Raw genomic sequence first — 17,256 nt, 5'->3', positions numbered from 1 at the left:
TATGATGCAGCATCTCGCCGTCTGGCGAAAGTGAAAGTTACTCACAGGTCAATGAAAAGGCTGTATTATGGTTTTTATGAATACGCATTCTCATTAAGGAGCCCTGCATGGAACTGCTCGAAGAGCACCGTTGTTTTGAAGGTCGACAGCAGCGCTGGCGGCATGACTCCACCGTCCTGAACTGTGCGATGACGTTCAGCATTTTCCTGCCGCCGACGGAAAATCCGCCGGTTCTGTTCTGGCTTTCGGGCCTGACCTGCAACGACGAAAACTTCACCACCAAAGCGGGCGCGCAGCGACTTGCCGCCGAGCTGGGTATTGCGCTGGTGATGCCTGATACCAGCCCGCGTGGTGATGATGTAGCCGACGATGCAGGATACGACCTGGGTAAAGGCGCCGGGTTTTATCTCAATGCGACCGAGCAGCCGTGGGCAGGCCACTACCGTATGTATGACTACATTCGCGACGAGCTGCCCGCGCTGATTCAGTCCGGGTTTGCGGTAAGCGACCGCTGCGCCATCAGCGGACATTCTATGGGCGGTCACGGGGCGCTGATCATGGCGTTAAAAAATCCGGGAAAATACGTCAGCGTGTCGGCATTTGCGCCAATTGTGAACCCAACGCAGGTGCCATGGGGGCAGAAAGCCCTCACGAACTATCTGGGTGAAGATGAAGCAAAATGGCAGGAATGGGACAGCTGTGCGCTGATGCTGGACAGCAGCTCGGCAAATGCGATCCCGATGCTTGTCGATCAGGGCGATGCGGATCAGTTCCTCGCCGGGCAGCTACAGCCTGCGGTGCTCGCAGAAGCGGCACGCCAGAAGGACTGGCCGCTGACGCTGCGCATCCAGCCGGGGTATGACCACAGCTATTACTTCATCGCGTCATTTATTGAGGATCATCTCCGCTTTCATGCGGAGCATTTGTTCGCGTAAGTGCGGATGATTGCCGGGTGGCGGCTTCGCCTTACCCGGCCTACGTTCGCGGATTTTGTAGGCCCGGTAAGCGAAGCGCCACCGGGCATAGAGGTTACATCAGAACTTGTAATCCACACCGACAAAGTAGCGACGGCCGTCTTCCGTATAGCTGTAATCGTCACGGCTCAGGTCTTTATCCAGCAGGTTCTGCACGCCCGCGCGCAGCTTCACGCTTTTCGTCGCCTGCCACGCGGCGCCGGTATTCCAGATGACATAGCCACCCGGCGTTGCTGCACTGCTGGTCAGCGCGCGTTTCTCACCGGTGTAGTTACCCTGAACGTAGAACGACCAGTCCTGCGTCGCCTTCCAGTCAACGGTACCGTTGGCGGTGTGGAACGGCAGATCGGACAGCGGCTTGTTGCCGCCGTTGCTGATGTCACGGCCGTCGTTGTAGGTGTAGTTCAGGGTCAGTTTCCAGTCGTCCGCCAGCGGGAGCTTCAGCTCGGTCTCCACCCCGCGGATGCGCGCCTTGTTAACGTTGTAGTAGCGGAAAATCGGCTCACCATCCGCATTCAGGCCAACGTAGTTAGGGTAACCCTGGGCCTGTTTTGCATTGGCCGTACGGCTGATGCTGATGCGATCATCCACATTATTCTGGAAGGTGGTAACGCTGGCCTGCACGCCCTCTAACCAGCCCTCTTCCCCGCTGTAGTACAGACCGAATTCGAAGCTCTCGCTGGTTTCCGGTTTCAGATCCGGGTTACCGACAATCTCACAGGCACCGCGACACGAGCCGGTGACCCAGTCCGGGCTCAGCTGGAGCAGTGACGGCGCTTTAAACGCGGTAGCCCAGCCCCCTTTCACCGTTACGGTATCGGTCGCGTTGTAAACCAGATAGGCTCGCGGGCTCCAGTGGTCGCCGTAGGTATCATGGTCGTCCATACGGATGCCGGTGGTCAGCGCCAGAGGTTCAAAGAGACGCCACTCATCTTCAAGGAACAGGGCATACTGGCTTGTCGAGGTACTGCTGCTGGAACCGCCCGTCAGGTTGACCGGATCTTTCAGCTTATCGTGACGCCATTCCCCGCCGAAGGTCAGCAGCTGGTTGATTTCACCCAGCGGCAGCACGTATTTCCCGTCCACCGCGTTGCTCTCGGAGGTGATCGGATTGCTGTTGCCCGGGTTTTTGTTATCCACCTTTTCGCCGTAAACCTTCAGCTCGCTGTTGCCGACGCCCCAACGGCCGTTGTGGCTGAGTGAGTAGTTCTGACGTTCAAGGCGGTTTTTGTCGAGGGAATCCGAGTCGCGATCCTGACGGTCGAAACCGTAGCCCGCCGTAAAGTCGTGATTTTCAGACGGTGTCCAGGCGAACTCCACATTCGCATCGCGGCTGGTGAAGCCCTCAATGCGCGGCGTTTCACCGCTCGCCGTGGTAGAGGACTTCTGCTGACCGTCTTTCTCACGCTTCGCGAGGCTACCGTAGGCTTTCAGCCCCAGCAGGCCGTCCACCAGCGGACCGCTGGTATAGAACTGACCGTTGTAGGTGTCTCCACGGTCGCGGTGCTCCTGAATTGTGGAATCGGCGCTCAGGGTGCCCGTCCACTTCTGGCCGATTTTTTTGGTGATAATGTTCACCACGCCGCCCAGCGCATCGGAACCGTACAGAGAAGACATCGGTCCGCGCACCACTTCGATTCGTTCGATGGCGTCAACCGGCACCCAGTTGAGGTCGAAATCATTATGGCGGAATACCGCGTTACGCGAGTTAACGCGCTTGCCGTCGATCAGGATCAGCGTATAGCTGCTGTCCAGTCCACGAATACTTACCCCTTTACGGTTGTCCCCTTCGCTCGTGAGCTGAACGCCCGGCACCTCCCGTAACACATCTTTCAGATTCTGAACGGGTTTGCGCTGCAAATCTTCCTGGGTAATCACGCTGATGCTTGCCGGGGCGTCTTTCAGGTTTTGCTCGGTCGCGGAGGCCGTTACAACCATTGTGTCGCCGGATTCCGCTGCGATAACAGGCAGGGCCAGGGACATTGCGGACGCACAAAGTCCTCCCCTGACGAAGGGATTCAACCTAAACATTCCATATCTCCATGAGGTAAATACAACTAAATCAAATCATCATTGCTCACAGCGTCTTCCTTGCCGCCCACATCTGAGGTGGGTCGGTGACACGCTTATTTTTGATAACGATAAAGCAAACGATAATTATTATCAATTAAATTGTTAAGAAATATATCTTTGTATCAGAATGCGGGAATAAAAAAACCCGCTCGATTGAGCGGGTTAAAAAAGAGGAAGTGCGGTTATTGTTTAAATCGTTCCGGGAATTCCATTTCACTGTAGCGAACGAATTTTGTTCCTTTCGTCAGCTTGTAGCCAAACCAGATGACGAGGAACAGCGGAATACCAATGTAGGTCGCCGTCACGGCGCCCCAGTCAATGGTGTCCGCCAGGAACGCTTCATAGTTCTGTCCCAGCGTAATGATCAGGCACAGAATGAAGGCGAAAATAGGACCCAGCGGGAAGAAGCCGGAGCGATACGGCAGCGAGTTAATATCGTGACCCTGCTTGACGAAACCACGGCGGAAACGGTAGTGGCTAATAGCAATCCCCAGCCAGGCAATAAAGCCCGTCATCCCGGACGTGTTAAGCAGCCACAGGTACACCGTCTGGTTGCCAAACATGGAGGTCAGGAAGCACAGACCGGCAATCACCGTTGTGGCGTACAGCGCGTTACGCGGTACGCCGCCACGGGACAGTTTCGCAAAGATACGCGGCGCCTTACCGTCGCATGCCAGCGTGTAGAGCATACGGGTGGACGCGTACATCCCGGAGTTACCGGCTGAAAGCACTGCGGTCAGGATAACGGCGTTCATCACCGCCGCGGCCGAAAGCAGACCGGCGTGCTGGAAGACCAGCGTGAACGGGCTGACGCTAATGTCTTTTACGTCATTACGCAGCAGGCTTGGATCGGTGTACGGGATGATCAGGCTGATAATCAGGATCGCGAACACATAGAACAGCAGGATACGCCAGAAGACCTGACGGACCGCACGCGGAATATTTTTCTCCGGGTTCTCTGACTCACCGGCGGCGATACCAATCAGCTCGGTACCCTGGAACGAGAAGCCGACAATCATCGCCACGCCAATCATCGCCGAAAGGCCACCGGCAAACGGCGCATCGCCTATCGCCCAGTTACTCCAGCCCGCAGGTTCTGCGCCTTTGAAAATACCAACGATCATCGCCACACCGACGACGATAAAGATGATGACGGTTGCCACTTTGATCAAAGAGAACCAGTATTCCGCTTCGCCGAAACCGCGCACGGAGATGTAGTTCAGCAGGAAGATGACGGCGAGGAACAGGGCGCTCCAGATCCAGCCCGGCGTATCTGGGAACCACCAGTTCATCACCAGCTGTGCGGCGACAAGGTCAACGGCGATAGTGACCGCCCAGTTGTACCAGTAGTTCCAGCCCAGCGCGAAGCCGAAGCCTTCTTCAACGTATTTTTGACCGTAGGTCGAGAACGAACCGGATACCGGCATGTACGCGGCCAGTTCGCCGAGACTGGTCATCAGGAAGTACACCATCAGGCCAATCAGGATATAAGAGAAGAGTGCCCCACCCGGGCCGGCTGCCGAAATCGTTGCGCCAGAGGCAACGAAAAGACCTGTACCGATTGAGCCGCCAATGGCGATCATCGTCAGGTGACGCGCCTTGAGTTCACGACGTAGCGTGGGCGCTTCTGTGGTTTTAATTTCTGAAACCATATGAAAATGCTGTCCATTCAATAAATGAGGCGCGATTGTAGCAGACGATCCGCGTTCCTTCCGGCAGAAATACTCAGTTATAAGAGAGCTTCATGACTCGGCCAGGATTATAAGTAAAGCATAAAAATGTAGGGTGACAGGCGCGCGTAGCCCCGGTAAGCGAAGCGCCACCGGGGAACGTTAAATGGCGCAGTAGCGCAGAAAACGCTGCAGAGAGCTGGAAAGGTGTTTCTGACGATGATGGATGCACCATAGCGTGCGCACCAGTTTCGGCAACGGAACCGGGATTTCAACCAGCGACCCCGTCTCAAGCTGTTCGGCAATGACGCGCCGGGAAAGACAGCTGATCCCCAGGCCATGACGCACCGCGTGCTTGATAGCCTCAGAGTTCCCAAGCTCCATCCCTAACTGGAAATGCGGCAGATGGGAAAGCAGCAGATAATCGACAATTTCACGCGTGCCGGAGCCCTGCTCGCGCAGGATCCACTGCGCCTGTGCCAGGCGCTCCAGCGTCACCTCGCCCTGCAATAACGACGAGGCCGGGGACGCAAACACCACCAGTTCATCTTCCAGCCAGGGCTCGGCAATGATATCGACGTTATGGCAGGGTCCTTCGATGAGGCCGATATCCACGCGGAAATCAATCACCGCGTTGATAACGTCCTGGCTGTTACCCACGCTCATCTCCAGCGGCAGGGTCGGGAAATCCCGGCGGTAGCGGGCAATCACTTCCGGCAGAATGTAGTTCCCAATGGTGCTGCTGGCGTAGACGCGGATCGCACCGTTGTCTTCGCGGAACAGCTGTTCGATTTCGATAGCCTGCTCCAGCAGCGCCAGAGCGCGTGGATAAAGAAGACGACCGTGCTCGTTGACCACTAGTCTCTTCCCTACCCTGTCGAACAGCTGCACGCCCAGCTGCCCTTCAAGATCGGTCAACGCCGCGCTGACCGCAGACTGCGAGAGCGCCAGCATTTGTGACGCCTGGGTCGTCGAGCCGCTTTTCAGCACCTCGGCAAACACTTCCAGCTGACGCAATGTAATGTGCATGGTTGCTTACCACTTATATAGATTGATTATAAGTATATAATCAATTTTATTTTTAAGCCAGAGCACCGTAACCTTTAGCCAGACAAAGGAGAAGGTTATGTCAGAAATCACCTTACAACATCATCGTACAGTGTGGCACTTCGTGCCGGGCCTCGCGCTTAGCGCAGCAGTGACCGCCGTAGCGCTATGGGGCGGCAGCATCCCGGCTATCGCGGGCGCAGGTTTCAGCGCGTTGACGCTGGCCATTTTGCTGGGCATGGTCGTGGGAAATACGGTTTACCCACATATCTGGAAATCCTGCGACGGCGGCGTGATCTTTGCCAAACAGCACCTGCTGCGTCTCGGGATCATCCTTTACGGCTTCCGTCTAACCTTTTCGCAGATTGCGGACGTGGGCGTGAGCGGAATCGCTATCGACGTCCTGACCCTGACCAGCACCTTTTTACTGGCCTGCTTTATCGGCCAGAAAGTCTTTGGCCTGGATAAGCAAACCAGCTGGCTGATCGGTGCCGGGAGCAGTATCTGCGGGGCCGCGGCGGTGCTGGCAACAGAGCCCGTCGTTAAAGCCGAAGCCAGCAAGGTAACCGTGGCGGTGGCGACGGTGGTGATCTTCGGTACGCTGGCGATCTTCCTCTACCCGGCGATGTATCCGCTGGTTGCCCACTGGTTTAGCCCGGAAACCTACGGCATTTATATCGGTTCGACCATGCACGAAGTGGCCCAGGTGGTGGCGGCAGGACATGCCATTAACCCGGAAGCCGAAAACGCGGCGGTGATTGCCAAAATGCTGCGCGTGATGATGCTGGCACCGTTCCTGATTTTCCTCGCGGCGCGGGTTAAGCAGCTGGCACCGGCAGGCGGCAGCGAGAAAAGCAAAATCACCATTCCGTGGTTTGCGATCCTGTTCATCGTGGTGGCGATTTTCAACTCCTTCCACCTGCTGCCGAAAGCGGTGGTGGATATGCTGGTGATGCTGGATACCGTGCTGCTGGCGATGGCCATGGCGGCGCTGGGGGTCACCACACACGTCAGCGCGCTGAAAAAAGCCGGTGCGAAACCGCTGCTGATGGCGCTGGTGCTCTTCATCTGGCTGATTGTCGGGGGCGGAGCGATTAACCTCGCGGTCCATAGCCTGATGGCATAAACCATTTCGTCCTTCTCCTGCTAACCCGCTATCATAAGCGTTTCGGGTTAGCAGGAGTTTTTTTATGAAATATGTTGGAGCGCACGTCAGCGCTGCAGGTGGCCTTGCGAATGCCGCCATTCGCGCCGCCGAAATCGAGGCGACCGCTTTCGCCCTGTTCACCAAAAACCAGCGCCAGTGGCGCGCCGCGCCGCTCACCGCTGACGTGATTGATGATTTCAAAGCCGCCTGTGAGAAGTACCACTACGGGCCAGGCCAGATCCTTCCCCACGACAGCTACCTGATCAACCTCGGTCACCCGGTTGAAGAAGCGCTGGAAAAATCCCGCGAGGCGTTCCTTGATGAAGTTCAGCGCTGCGAACAGCTGGGGCTGACGCTGCTGAACTTCCATCCGGGAAGCCATCTGATGCAAATCGATGAAGATGCCTGCCTGGCGCGCATTGCCGAATCCATCAACATCACGCTGGACAAGACCAAAGGCGTCACCGCGGTGATTGAGAATACCGCCGGTCAGGGCAGCAACCTCGGCTTTAGGTTTGAACATCTGGCGGCGATCATCGACGGCGTGGAGGATAAATCCCGCGTTGGCGTGTGCATTGATACCTGCCACGCGTTTGCCGCCGGCTATGACCTGCGTACCACCGAGGCAACGAAAAACACGTTCGATGAGTTCGAGCGCATTGTTGGCTTTAAGTACCTGCGCGGAATGCACTTAAACGATGCGAAAAGCGCCTTTGGCAGCCGCGTTGACCGCCACCACAGCCTGGGCGAAGGCAACATTGGCCACGATGCGTTCCGCTTCATTATGCAGGACGCCCGCTTCGACGGTATTCCGATGGTGCTGGAAACCATTAATCCGGACATCTGGGCAGAAGAGATTGCCTGGCTGAAGGCACAGCAAACCGCTGAACAGGCGGCATAAAAAAAGCCGGGTGCATAATGCAACCCGGCTTTTTTGTGGTTTATCGCTTACGCTGCTTTCGCCACGACTTCCGCTTCCGGACGTTTCAGCACCGCGTATGACAGACCCGCCACCAGCGTACCGGCAACGATGGCCAGCAGGTAGCCCAGCACCGGCGTGATGGCGCCAGGGATAAGCAGCACGAACAGACCGCCGTGTGGTGCCATCAGTTTTGCACCAATTGCCATGGAGATCGCCCCGGTCACTGCACCACCCGCGATACAGCACGGCAGTACACGCATTGGGTCACGGGCCGCGAACGGAATCGCCCCTTCGGTGATGAAGCACAAGCCCAGAACCAGCGCCGCTTTGCCGCCTTCCTGCTGCGCTTTATCGAACTTACGACGGGCAATAATCGTCGCCAGGCCGAGCGCCAGAGGAGGCACCATACCTGCCGCCATGATCGCTGCCATCGGTGCGTAGGTCTGAGTACTCAGCAGGCCAACACCAAAGGCATACGCCGCTTTGTTCACCGGACCACCCATATCGGTACACATCATGCCGCCGAGAATTGCGCCCAGCAGAACCGCGTTCGCGGTGCCCATGGTTTGCAGCCAGTGGGTCAGACCCGCCAGGATGCCCGCAACCGGCTTACCAATCAGGTAAATCATCGCCAGACCGACCACCAGGCTGGAAATCAGCGGGATGATCAGAATCGGCTTCAGCGCTTCCATACTCTGCGGCAGCTTGAGCTTCGAGCTGATGAGCTTCGCGACGTAACCGGCCAGGAAGCCCGCGATGATACCGCCGATAAAGCCAGAACCGGTGCTCACGGCCAGCATACCGCCGATAAGACCCGGCGTCAGGCCAGGACGGTCAGCGATGGAGAAGGCAATAAAGCCGGCCAGAACGGGAACCATCAGTGCGAACGCGGATCCACCGCCAATCTGCATTAACGCAGCGGCCAGCGTGCCTTGCTCTTTAAACGCGGTAATACCAAATGCGAACGAGAGGGCGATACACAGACCACCCGCAACCACCATCGGCAGCATGTAAGACACACCGGTCAACAGATGGCGATAGGCGCCTGCAGACTCTTTCTTACCTTCCGTCGCGGTTTGACGCGCGCCGGTTGCCTGATACGGCTTCGCTTCCACCAGCGCTTTATCAAACTCCTGCGCGGTCTTTTTCAGCGCCAGGCCGGTAGACGTGCGGTACATTGGCTTACCGGCAAATTTCGCCAGGTCCACTTCGATATCCGCCGCCACGATCACCAGATCGGCCTCAGCCACTTCTTCAGGGGTGATCGCGTTGCCGGCACCGACGGAGCCGCGCGTTTCAACTTTAACCCACCAGCCGCGTTTTTTCGCTTCGGTTTCGATGGCCTCAGCTGCCATAAAGGTGTGAGCCACGCCCGTCGGGCAGGCCGTCACCGCAACAACGCGTTTCGGACCCGCAGCCGCAGCCGGTGCCGTCGCGACAGGCGCGCTGTAGACAGACGCGTGTCCTTTCGCTTCGCTCAGGAACAGTTCCGGATGTGCCACCGCGCGATTAATATCGCCCAGCCACACTTTTTTGCCGTTCAGCGCACTGTCAGCCGGGATGTTGTCGCCCAGGACAATGGCCAGTTCGGCATCGCCCGGGTTATCAATGATCTCGAGATGTGCTTTGTTCGCCGCCGCTCCCAGCAAGGTCTTCGCCATATAGGCGCGAGCCTGTCCGAGACCGGAGTCAATGATCAGCAGCGTTTTCATTATTCCTCTCCTGCTGTTAGTTAAAAGGTTTTAAGTCAACGCGCGCCATCATCGCGGCTAACTGGGTACGATCGGTAATACCGACATTGCTCTGGCTTACGGCCAGGGCAGCAACGGCAGTGGCAAGACGTAAAGTATGTTCACTGGATTCACGCATCAGCAGACCATAAATCAGGCCGCCAACCATGGAATCCCCTGCGCCAACGGTGCTGACAACGTCAACCGACGGCGGTTTGGCGATCCATTCGCCAGAAGCGTTAACCCACAACGCTCCTTCTGCACCAAGCGAGATAACCACGTGAGCGATACCCTGCTCGCGCAGCGCATGGGCAGCGTCAATCACATCTTTTAATTCCGGCAGCTTACGACCCGCCCAGATCTCCAGCTCGCGGCGATTCGGCTTCACCAGCCACGGCGAGGCTTTCAGACCGGCAACCAGCGCGTCGCGGCTGCTGTCAAAAATAATGCACGGGCACTGGCTGCGCAGACGCGTCATCCAGTCGGTAAACGCTTCCGGGCTCACGCCGGACGGCAGGCTGCCGCTGACGCAGACCATGTCAAACTGACCAAGCCAGGTCAGAGAGTCGTTAACAAAACGCTCCCAGTCAGACGGCGTCACTTCGAAGCCAGAGAAGTTCAGATCGGTCACTTCACCGTCTTTCTCCGTCAGCTTGACGTTGATTCGGGTGCGGCCCTGAACAACCTGAAAACGGTTGGCAATGCCCAGCTCGCTGAACAGCTGCTGGAAACCATCCTGGTTATCTTTACCGAGGAATCCCCCCACGGTGACATCGATACCGAGATCCTTGAGCACTTTCGCGACGTTAATCCCTTTACCCGCTGCATGCAGGCCGGTGGTACGCACGAGGTTGACTTCGCCGCGCTCAATTTCCGGGCAAAATCCTACCAGGTCATAAGCCGGGTTCAGCGTAATAGTCGCAACACGTCTGCTCATTATGCGCCCTCCCCAAGACCTGCCGCGATGGCGTCGCCAATCGCTTTCAGCGCCTGTTCAGCATCAGCACCCTGCGCGGTGAAACGCAGACGGTGGCCTTTCTTCACGCCCAGCGCGACAACTTTCATCAGACTACGGCCGTTAGCCGGTTTGCCCGTGCCATCAAGATTCGCCACGGTGATCTCACTCTCGAATTGTTTAATGGTATTCACCAGCATGGTGCCCGGACGGGCATGCAGGCCGTGCTCGTTGCGTACCACGAACTCCGCGGTCTGCACGTCTTCGGTCTGCACATCATCGCTGGTCAGCAGTGCCAGCACGGTAGAGGCATCAGCGTTCAGCAGTTTTTCAGCTTGGTTGTTCAGCAGCAGATCGCCAAGACGCTTGAGCACGGAAACCGGCTGCTCATCGTTCATTGCCACGGTCACCAGCATGGCCGCGCGCTCGCCTTCTACGTCAAACGCATTAGCCGCGCGGCTCACGGCGATAGCGCTGCGCAGGTTGCCTTCAGCACTGTCATTCAGCCAGATACCCTGCCCCAGATTCAACGGCTTATCGGTAATCACGCGCGTCACAAACGTGGCATCCGCCGCGCCGGCTTCTTTCAGACGACCCGCGTTCAGCGCCTGCAGCGTTACCAGATCGGAGGCAACCACGTCCAGCGTCAGCGTTTCGTTATCCAGCTTCAGCGCTTCGCTCTGTTTTTCACCCATCAGCAAGGCGCGCAGCTCTTCAGCTGTGGTCGCGGACTTCAGCTGTTCAGCCACATCGTCATCGCTCAGGACATGCGTCAGCTGACGCAGCAGACCTAAGTGTTCGTCGCTGCTGGCCGCGATACCGATAGCCACATACGCCACCTGACCGTCGCCCCAGAGCACGCCCTGCGGGAACTGATAAACCTGAACGCCGGTTTTCAGCACCTGATCGCGGGTGTCGGTTGTGCCGTGCGGAATGGCAATGCCATTGCCGAGGAAGGTTGAGGTCTGCTGCTCGCGGGCCAGCATGCCGTTTACATAGCCGTCCGCGACGTTACCCGCCTGCACAAGCGCAGCGGCAACCTGGCGAATAGCCTCTTCTTTATCCCCGGCCTGAGCGCCCGGGTGGATATCCTGAACAGATAACTGGAACATGGTTCTCCACTCCTGCTGAACTTGAATCGTTTCAGCTTTAATGAGAAAAAATGCGCTAGCCTGCTCCGTTTGTTAAAACAAGATAGCGCTGAAACGTTTCAAAAAGTCTTGCGCTTTCTGCAATGTCTTGCAAGTAAACTCGTATTTCCGATATCAGAATTTAGAGATACAGCACATTTCTTCTTCGTTCAGCTGAATTTTGCTGAAGTTCAGCAAGACAGTTTCAGCTAAGGTCAGCCGGGTGGGTCGTAAGTTGAAATGCCATTTTGATTTTTCGTGGCATCATTGACCGCACCCACTGTTTATTTTTTAGCTGACGGCGTAAACTCCGCCCCTCTCTGCTACTCGCTAATTATAAAACATGCATAACACCCCTGCGGCCGTCTCGCCGAAGCCCTTTGATTTGACCTCAGCGGCATTCCTGGTTGTTGCCTTCTTCACGGGCATTGCCGGTGCGTTACAGACGCCAACATTGAGCCTATTTCTGACAAATGAGGTTCACGTCCGTCCGGCAATGGTCGGCTTCTTTTTTACCGGAAGCGCCATCATCGGCATCCTGGTCAGCCAGTTTCTGGCGGGACGATCTGACAGAAAAGGCGATCGCAAAAGCCTGATCGTTTTCTGCTGTCTGCTCGGGGTCATGGCCTGCGTTCTGTTTGCATGGAACCGCAACTATTTCATTCTGCTCTTCGTCGGGGTATTCCTGAGCAGCTTTGGCTCAACGGCGAACCCTCAGCTGTTCGCCCTTGCCCGCGAACACGCCGACCATACCGGACGTGAAGCGGTGATGTTCAGCTCTGTCCTGCGTGCTCAGGTGTCGCTGGCATGGGTGATTGGCCCGCCGCTGGCCTACGCGCTGGCGATGGGTTTTGGCTTTACGGTGATGTACCTGAGCGCGGCCGTCGCGTTTGCGGTGTGCGGCGCGCTGGTGTGGTTCTTCCTGCCGTCCATGCGCAAAGAGACCAAAGTGGCAACGGGCGTGCTGGAAGCGCCGCGCCGCAACCGCCGCGATGCCCTGCTCCTGTTTGCTATCTGCACGCTGATGTGGGGCACCAACAGCCTGTATATCATCAATATGCCGCTGTTTATTATTGATGAACTGCACCTGTCGGAGAAGCTGGCGGGCATCATGATGGGCACAGCGGCCGGGCTTGAGATCCCGACAATGCTCATTGCGGGCTATTACGCAAAGCGCTTCGGAAAGCGTTTTTTAATGCGCATCGCCGCCGTTGCCGGTCTGCTGTTTTATATCGGTATGCTGACGGTACATACGCCGGGGCTGTTGCTGGCTTTACAGCTGCTGAACGCCATCTATATTGGCATTCTCGCCGGGATAGGCATGCTCTATTTCCAGGATCTGATGCCGGGCCAGGCAGGCTCTGCCACCACCCTTTATACTAATACCACCCGCGTGGGCTGGATTATCGCGGGCTCAATGGCCGGTGTCGTTGCAGAAATCTGGAACTATCACACGGTGTTCTGGATTGCGCTGGTGATGTGTACCCTGACGATCGGCTGTCTGGCGAGGATTAAAGACGTTTAGGGCGCGGTGAGCGCTTCCAGCTCAAGAAGGTACGTCATCGCCTGCCCTCGCGTGCTGCCACACATTTCGGCCGTGGGCTGAAGCCCGGAGCAGACTTTCGGGCGCAGCGGTGAGCCAAAGATCATGCACAGGTTCGTTTCCGAGAGCTGAACGCAGCGGGTATTGGCAGGCTTGCCCTCCGGCATTCCTGGAATGGGGGTTGAAATGGACGGTGCAGTACAGCACGCGCCACAATCGGGACGGCAATCCATAAATGCTCTCTTTCGCTGACGATCGCCCGCGCAGTCGGGCATCGCGCGCACAGTAACACCTTTTGCGTATTGATAGCAAAAGCCACGAATTCCTCTTGCCTGAAAGGCCGCGCGCGAGTAATTTGGCGCGATATTTTTTACCTCCCGTAAACAGGATTACTGCAATGCCAAGAGCGAACGAAATTAAGAAAGGTATGGTGCTGAATTACAACGGCAAACTGCTGATTGTGAAAGATATCGACATTCAGGCACCCAGCGCCCGTGGTGCAGCAACGCTGTATAAAATGCGTTTCGCCGATGTGCGTACCGGCCTGAAGGTGGAAGAGCGCTTTAAAGGTGACGATATCGTCGATACCGTGACCCTGACCCGTCGCTACGTTGATTTCTCCTACATCGACGGCAACGAATACGTGTTCATGGACAAAGAAGATTACACCCCGTACATCTTTACCAAAGATCAGATTGAAGAAGAGCTGCTGTTCATTCCTGAAGGCGGCATGCCTGACATGCAGGTTCTGACCTGGGACGGCGTGCTGCTGGCGCTGGAGCTGCCTCAGACCGTCGATCTGGAAATCGTGGAAACCGCACCCGGCATCAAAGGCGCATCCGCAAGTGCGCGCAACAAACCGGCTACCCTGACCACCGGCCTGGTTGTGCAGGTGCCGGAATACCTCTCCGCTGGCGAGAAGATCCGCATCCATATCGAAGAAAAACGCTATATGGGTCGCGCTGACTGATTGCGGCGTTTGTCGGGTGGCGGCTTCGCCTTACCCGACCGACAAAAACACAAAAACCGGCTCTCAGGCCGGTTTTTTTGTAGGCCCGGTAAGCGTAGCGCCACCGGGCAACAGCGCTTACAGAAGCTCCGGATACTTCGTTATCTTCAGCGCCAGCTCAACGCCGCGCACTTCCGCCATCCCTTTAAGACGGCCAATCGCCGAATAGCCCGGGTTGGTTTTCTTACGCAGATCGTCCAGCATCTGGTGGCCGTGATCCGGACGGAACGGAATAGGACGCACATCGCCCGCCTGCTTGCGACGCGCCTCTTCCGCCAGAATGGCGTCTACCACCGCTACCATGTTCACATCGCCGCCCAGGTGCGCCGCCTCGTGGAAGGTTTTTGGGTTCTCTTCTCGGCAGGTCGCACGCAAGTGCGTAAAGTGAATGCGATCGCCAAAGGTTTCAATCATCCGCACCAGGTCGTTATCCGCACGCACGCCGTAGGAGCCGGTACACATGGTGAAGCCGTTATAGATGCTGTTTACCGTCTCTTTCAGCCACTGCATATCTTCAATAGTGGAAACAATGCGCGGCAGGCCGAGGATAGGACGCGGTGGATCGTCCGGGTGCACCGCCAGACGCACACCAGCTTCTTCAGCAACCGGCACGATAGCGCGCAGGAAATACGCCATGTTTTCACGCAGCTGCTGCTTATCAATATCGCCGTATTCCGCCAGGCGCGCGCGGAACTGATCCAGGGTATACCCCTCTTCCGCCCCCGGCAGGCCCGCAATAATATTACGGGTCAGCTTTTCGATGTCTGCATCACTGGCGGCGTTAAACCACGCAAGCGCCTGCTGCTGCTCTTCCGCGGTGTAATCCGCTTCGGCGCCGGGGCGTTTCAGAATGTGCAGCTCAAACGCCGCAAAGGCGATTTGGTCGAAACGCAGGGCTTTCGAGCCGTCCGGCATCTGATATTCAAGGTCGGTACGCGTCCAGTCGAGGATAGGCATGAAGTTATAGCAAACCGTATCAATGCCGCAGGCCGCCAGGTTGCGAATGCTCTGCTGATAGTTAGCAATCCAGGTCTGGTAGTCCCCGGAATGGGTTTTGATGTCTTCGTGAACCGGGATGCTCTCTACTACAGACCAGGTTAACCCCTTCTCCGCCAGCAGCGCCTGACGCTGTTGAATTTCCTCTACCGGCCATACCTGACCGTTTGGAATATGATGCAGCGCCGTGACGACACCCGTTGCGCCTGCCTGGCGCACATCATCAAGAGAAACCGGATCGTTCGGCCCGTACCAACGCCAGGTTTGTTCCATTGCCTCACCCTCTTAAGTTGTTATACCAATATGCGTTACTGCAATGACGACTACCATACATGTTTACCGCTAAGGGTCAACATACCGCCACACATTGATTGATCAAACTCACAGAACGGGGATATTTACGGCTCACCAATTTTATTTGCTGTCATATAACTTTACACTGGCATTGTTAATTAATGGTTAATCAGGTGTGTATCTCATGAAGACAATTGCCTCCACCGCCCTTCCTGCCCAGGTTCAGCAGCCGCGCTACGATCGTCAGCAACTGCGCTCCCGCATCGTCCATTTTGGCTTTGGCGCGTTTCACCGTGCGCACCAGGCATTGTTAACAAACCGGGTGCTTAATGAAAAAGGCGGCGACTGGGGTATTTGTGAGATTAGCCTTTTCAGCGGCGACGTGCTGATGAGCCAGCTGCGCGCGCAGGATCACCTGTTCACCGTGCTGGAGAAAGGGGCGGAAGGCAATGAGGCGATTATCGTCGGTGCCGTCCATGAATGCCTTAACGCAAAGCTGGACTCTCTGCCCGCCATTATTGAGAAATTTTGCGAGCCTCAGGTCGCAATTGTGTCGCTCACCATCACGGAGAAAGGCTATTGCATAGATCCCGCTACCGGGAAACTCGATCTGCACAACGCCCGGATAATCCATGACCTTGAAAACCCCTCAGAGCCGCATTCCGCACCCGGGATCCTGGTCGAAGCGCTTCACCGCCGCCGCGAGCGCGGCTTGCCTGCGTTTACCGTGCTCTCCTGCGACAATATCCCTGATAACGGGCATGTGGTGAAAAACGCGGTACTGGGCATGGCGCAAAAGCGTTCCGCGGCGCTGTCAGAATGGATTGACAGCCACGTGAGCTTCCCGGGGACAATGGTCGACAGAATTGTTCCCGCCGCGACGGAAGTCTCGCTGGCGGAAATTACCGACGCGCTCGGCGTTGAAGATCCGTGCGCCATTAGCTGTGAACCGTTTATTCAGTGGGTGGTGGAAGATAATTTTGTCGCCGGCCGTCCGGAGTGGGAAGTCGCGGGCGTTCAGATGGTGCAGGATGTTCTGCCGTGGGAGCAGATGAAATTGCGCATGCTCAACGGCAGCCACTCTTTCCTGGCGTATCTGGGGTACCTCGCGGGCTACGCCCATATTAATGAATGCATGGAGGACGCTGCGTTCCGCGAAGCTGCCCGTCGGCTGATGCTGGACGAGCAGGCGCCCACATTACGCATTAAGGATGTCGACCTCACCGCCTACGCCGATAGCCTGCTCAAGCGCTTTGCCAACCCGGCACTTCAGCATCGGACCTGGCAAATCGCGATGGACGGCAGCCAGAAGCTTCCGCAAAGAATGCTCGACGGTATCCGCGTTCATCTCGAGCGAAAAACACCGTGGTCGCTGCTGGCTCTGGGCGTGGCCGGCTGGATACGCTACGTCAGCGGTACCGACGACCGTGGCAACGCGATTGATGTTCGCGATCCCCTCAGCGATAAAATTCGCACGATGGTCAATGCCAGCAGCGACGCCGACCGCGTTAACGCCCTGCTGGGGCTGAGCGAGGTCTTTGGTCACGATCTCGCGCAAAACAGCGCGTTTGTGGAGGCTGTCAGCCAGGCATACCAGCGCATCACCCGCCACGGCGCGCGTCAGGCTGTTATTGAGACGTTAAATATTTAACGATTATTGCGCTTAACGCGAACGGATGAAGCCTCCGTTCGCCCTCCCCCTTCTCACCGGTCACGTTTTTCGCCAGGATAGAGAGATTAGTGTTATAGCATCACAATCCTCATCT

The 17,256-nt window shown here is 56.8% G+C and carries 14 protein-coding genes; 6 read left to right on the top strand and 8 right to left on the bottom strand.

Features of this window, described 5'->3' with window-relative positions; genetic code table 11:
* Nucleotides 1-107: 107 nt before the first annotated feature.
* Nucleotides 108-935, top strand: coding sequence for an S-formylglutathione hydrolase (gene fghA / locus M2422_RS21730; RefSeq protein ID WP_064672842.1), 828 nt, complete (start codon nt 108-110; stop codon nt 933-935).
* A gap of 99 nt (nt 936-1,034) precedes the next feature.
* Here fghA and cirA read toward each other — a convergent pair whose 3' ends face one another.
* The 3 genes from cirA to yieE all read right to left on the bottom strand — a co-directional run bounded on the left by cirA (nt 1,035) and on the right by yieE (nt 5,746).
* Nucleotides 1,035-3,005 (bottom strand): catecholate siderophore receptor CirA, encoded by a 1,971-nt coding sequence (gene cirA / locus M2422_RS21725; RefSeq protein WP_048979998.1) that lies wholly within the window; start codon nt 3,003-3,005, stop codon nt 1,035-1,037.
* Between the two features lie 224 nt (nt 3,006-3,229).
* Nucleotides 3,230-4,699 carry an amino acid permease gene (locus M2422_RS21720; protein WP_023336352.1) on the bottom strand — a complete coding sequence of 490 codons (1,470 nt, stop codon included), beginning with the start codon at nt 4,697-4,699 and terminating at the stop codon, nt 3,230-3,232.
* Nucleotides 4,700-4,879: 180 nt separating this feature from the next.
* Nucleotides 4,880-5,746, bottom strand: coding sequence for a DNA-binding transcriptional regulator YeiE (gene yieE, locus M2422_RS21715; protein ID WP_023312476.1), 867 nt, complete (start codon nt 5,744-5,746; stop codon nt 4,880-4,882).
* A gap of 97 nt (nt 5,747-5,843) precedes the next feature.
* On the opposite strand from yieE, the gene M2422_RS21710 reads away from it, so the two are divergent.
* On the top strand, nt 5,844-6,890 hold the full coding sequence (locus tag M2422_RS21710; protein WP_248202546.1) for a YeiH family protein: 1,047 nt from the start codon (nt 5,844-5,846) through the stop codon (nt 6,888-6,890).
* A 64-nt stretch (nt 6,891-6,954) separates the two neighbouring features.
* Nucleotides 6,955-7,812 carry a deoxyribonuclease IV gene (nfo, locus tag M2422_RS21705; protein WP_045354228.1) on the top strand — a complete coding sequence of 286 codons (858 nt, stop codon included), beginning with the start codon at nt 6,955-6,957 and terminating at the stop codon, nt 7,810-7,812.
* A 47-nt stretch (nt 7,813-7,859) separates the two neighbouring features.
* On the opposite strand, the gene fruA is transcribed toward nfo, so the two are convergent.
* From fruA to fruB, 3 genes are read right to left on the bottom strand one after another with little or no spacing between them, the layout of a single operon-like run.
* Nucleotides 7,860-9,545, bottom strand: a complete 1,686-nt coding sequence (fruA, locus tag M2422_RS21700; protein WP_064672844.1) for a PTS fructose transporter subunit IIBC — start codon at nt 9,543-9,545, stop codon at nt 7,860-7,862.
* A gap of 16 nt (nt 9,546-9,561) precedes the next feature.
* Complete coding sequence (fruK, locus tag M2422_RS21695) at nt 9,562-10,500, bottom strand: 1-phosphofructokinase (protein ID WP_014170919.1); 939 nt, start codon at nt 10,498-10,500, stop codon at nt 9,562-9,564.
* Entirely contained in the window at nt 10,500-11,630 is a 1,131-nt protein-coding gene (fruB, locus tag M2422_RS21690; protein ID WP_064672845.1) for a fused PTS fructose transporter subunit IIA/HPr protein, read from the bottom strand. Before fruB ends, fruK begins: the two co-directional genes overlap by 1 nt.
* 361 nt (nt 11,631-11,991) lie before the next feature.
* Here fruB and setB point away from each other — a divergent pair, with 361 nt between their 5' ends.
* The gene (gene setB, locus M2422_RS21685; protein ID WP_064672846.1) at nt 11,992-13,173 is read left to right on the top strand and encodes a sugar efflux transporter SetB; all 1,182 of its coding nucleotides are present in this window, start codon (nt 11,992-11,994) and stop codon (nt 13,171-13,173) included.
* Here setB and M2422_RS21680 read toward each other — a convergent pair.
* Nucleotides 13,170-13,424, bottom strand: a complete 255-nt coding sequence (locus M2422_RS21680; RefSeq protein WP_248202588.1) for a YkgJ family cysteine cluster protein — start codon at nt 13,422-13,424, stop codon at nt 13,170-13,172. The genes setB and M2422_RS21680 overlap by 4 nt on opposite strands.
* 164 nt (nt 13,425-13,588) lie before the next feature.
* Between M2422_RS21680 and yeiP the strand changes: the two genes are divergently transcribed.
* On the top strand, nt 13,589-14,161 hold the full coding sequence (gene yeiP, locus M2422_RS21675) for an elongation factor P-like protein YeiP (protein ID WP_008500940.1): 573 nt from the start codon (nt 13,589-13,591) through the stop codon (nt 14,159-14,161).
* Between the two features lie 117 nt (nt 14,162-14,278).
* Here the strand turns inward: yeiP and uxuA are convergent, their stop codons facing one another.
* Nucleotides 14,279-15,469 carry a mannonate dehydratase gene (gene uxuA, locus M2422_RS21670; protein WP_064672859.1) on the bottom strand — a complete coding sequence of 397 codons (1,191 nt, stop codon included), beginning with the start codon at nt 15,467-15,469 and terminating at the stop codon, nt 14,279-14,281.
* A gap of 205 nt (nt 15,470-15,674) precedes the next feature.
* On the opposite strand from uxuA, the gene M2422_RS21665 reads away from it, so the two are divergent.
* Nucleotides 15,675-17,141, top strand: coding sequence for a mannitol dehydrogenase family protein (locus tag M2422_RS21665; RefSeq protein WP_064672860.1), 1,467 nt, complete (start codon nt 15,675-15,677; stop codon nt 17,139-17,141).
* Nucleotides 17,142-17,256 lie beyond the last annotated feature (115 nt).

The sequence above is a fragment of the Enterobacter sp. SLBN-59 genome, from assembly GCF_024807915.1.
GTDB lineage: Bacteria > Pseudomonadota > Gammaproteobacteria > Enterobacterales > Enterobacteriaceae > Enterobacter > Enterobacter asburiae_B.
Note: the sequence above shows the minus strand (reverse complement) of the source record. Positions and strands in the feature narration are given on the sequence as shown.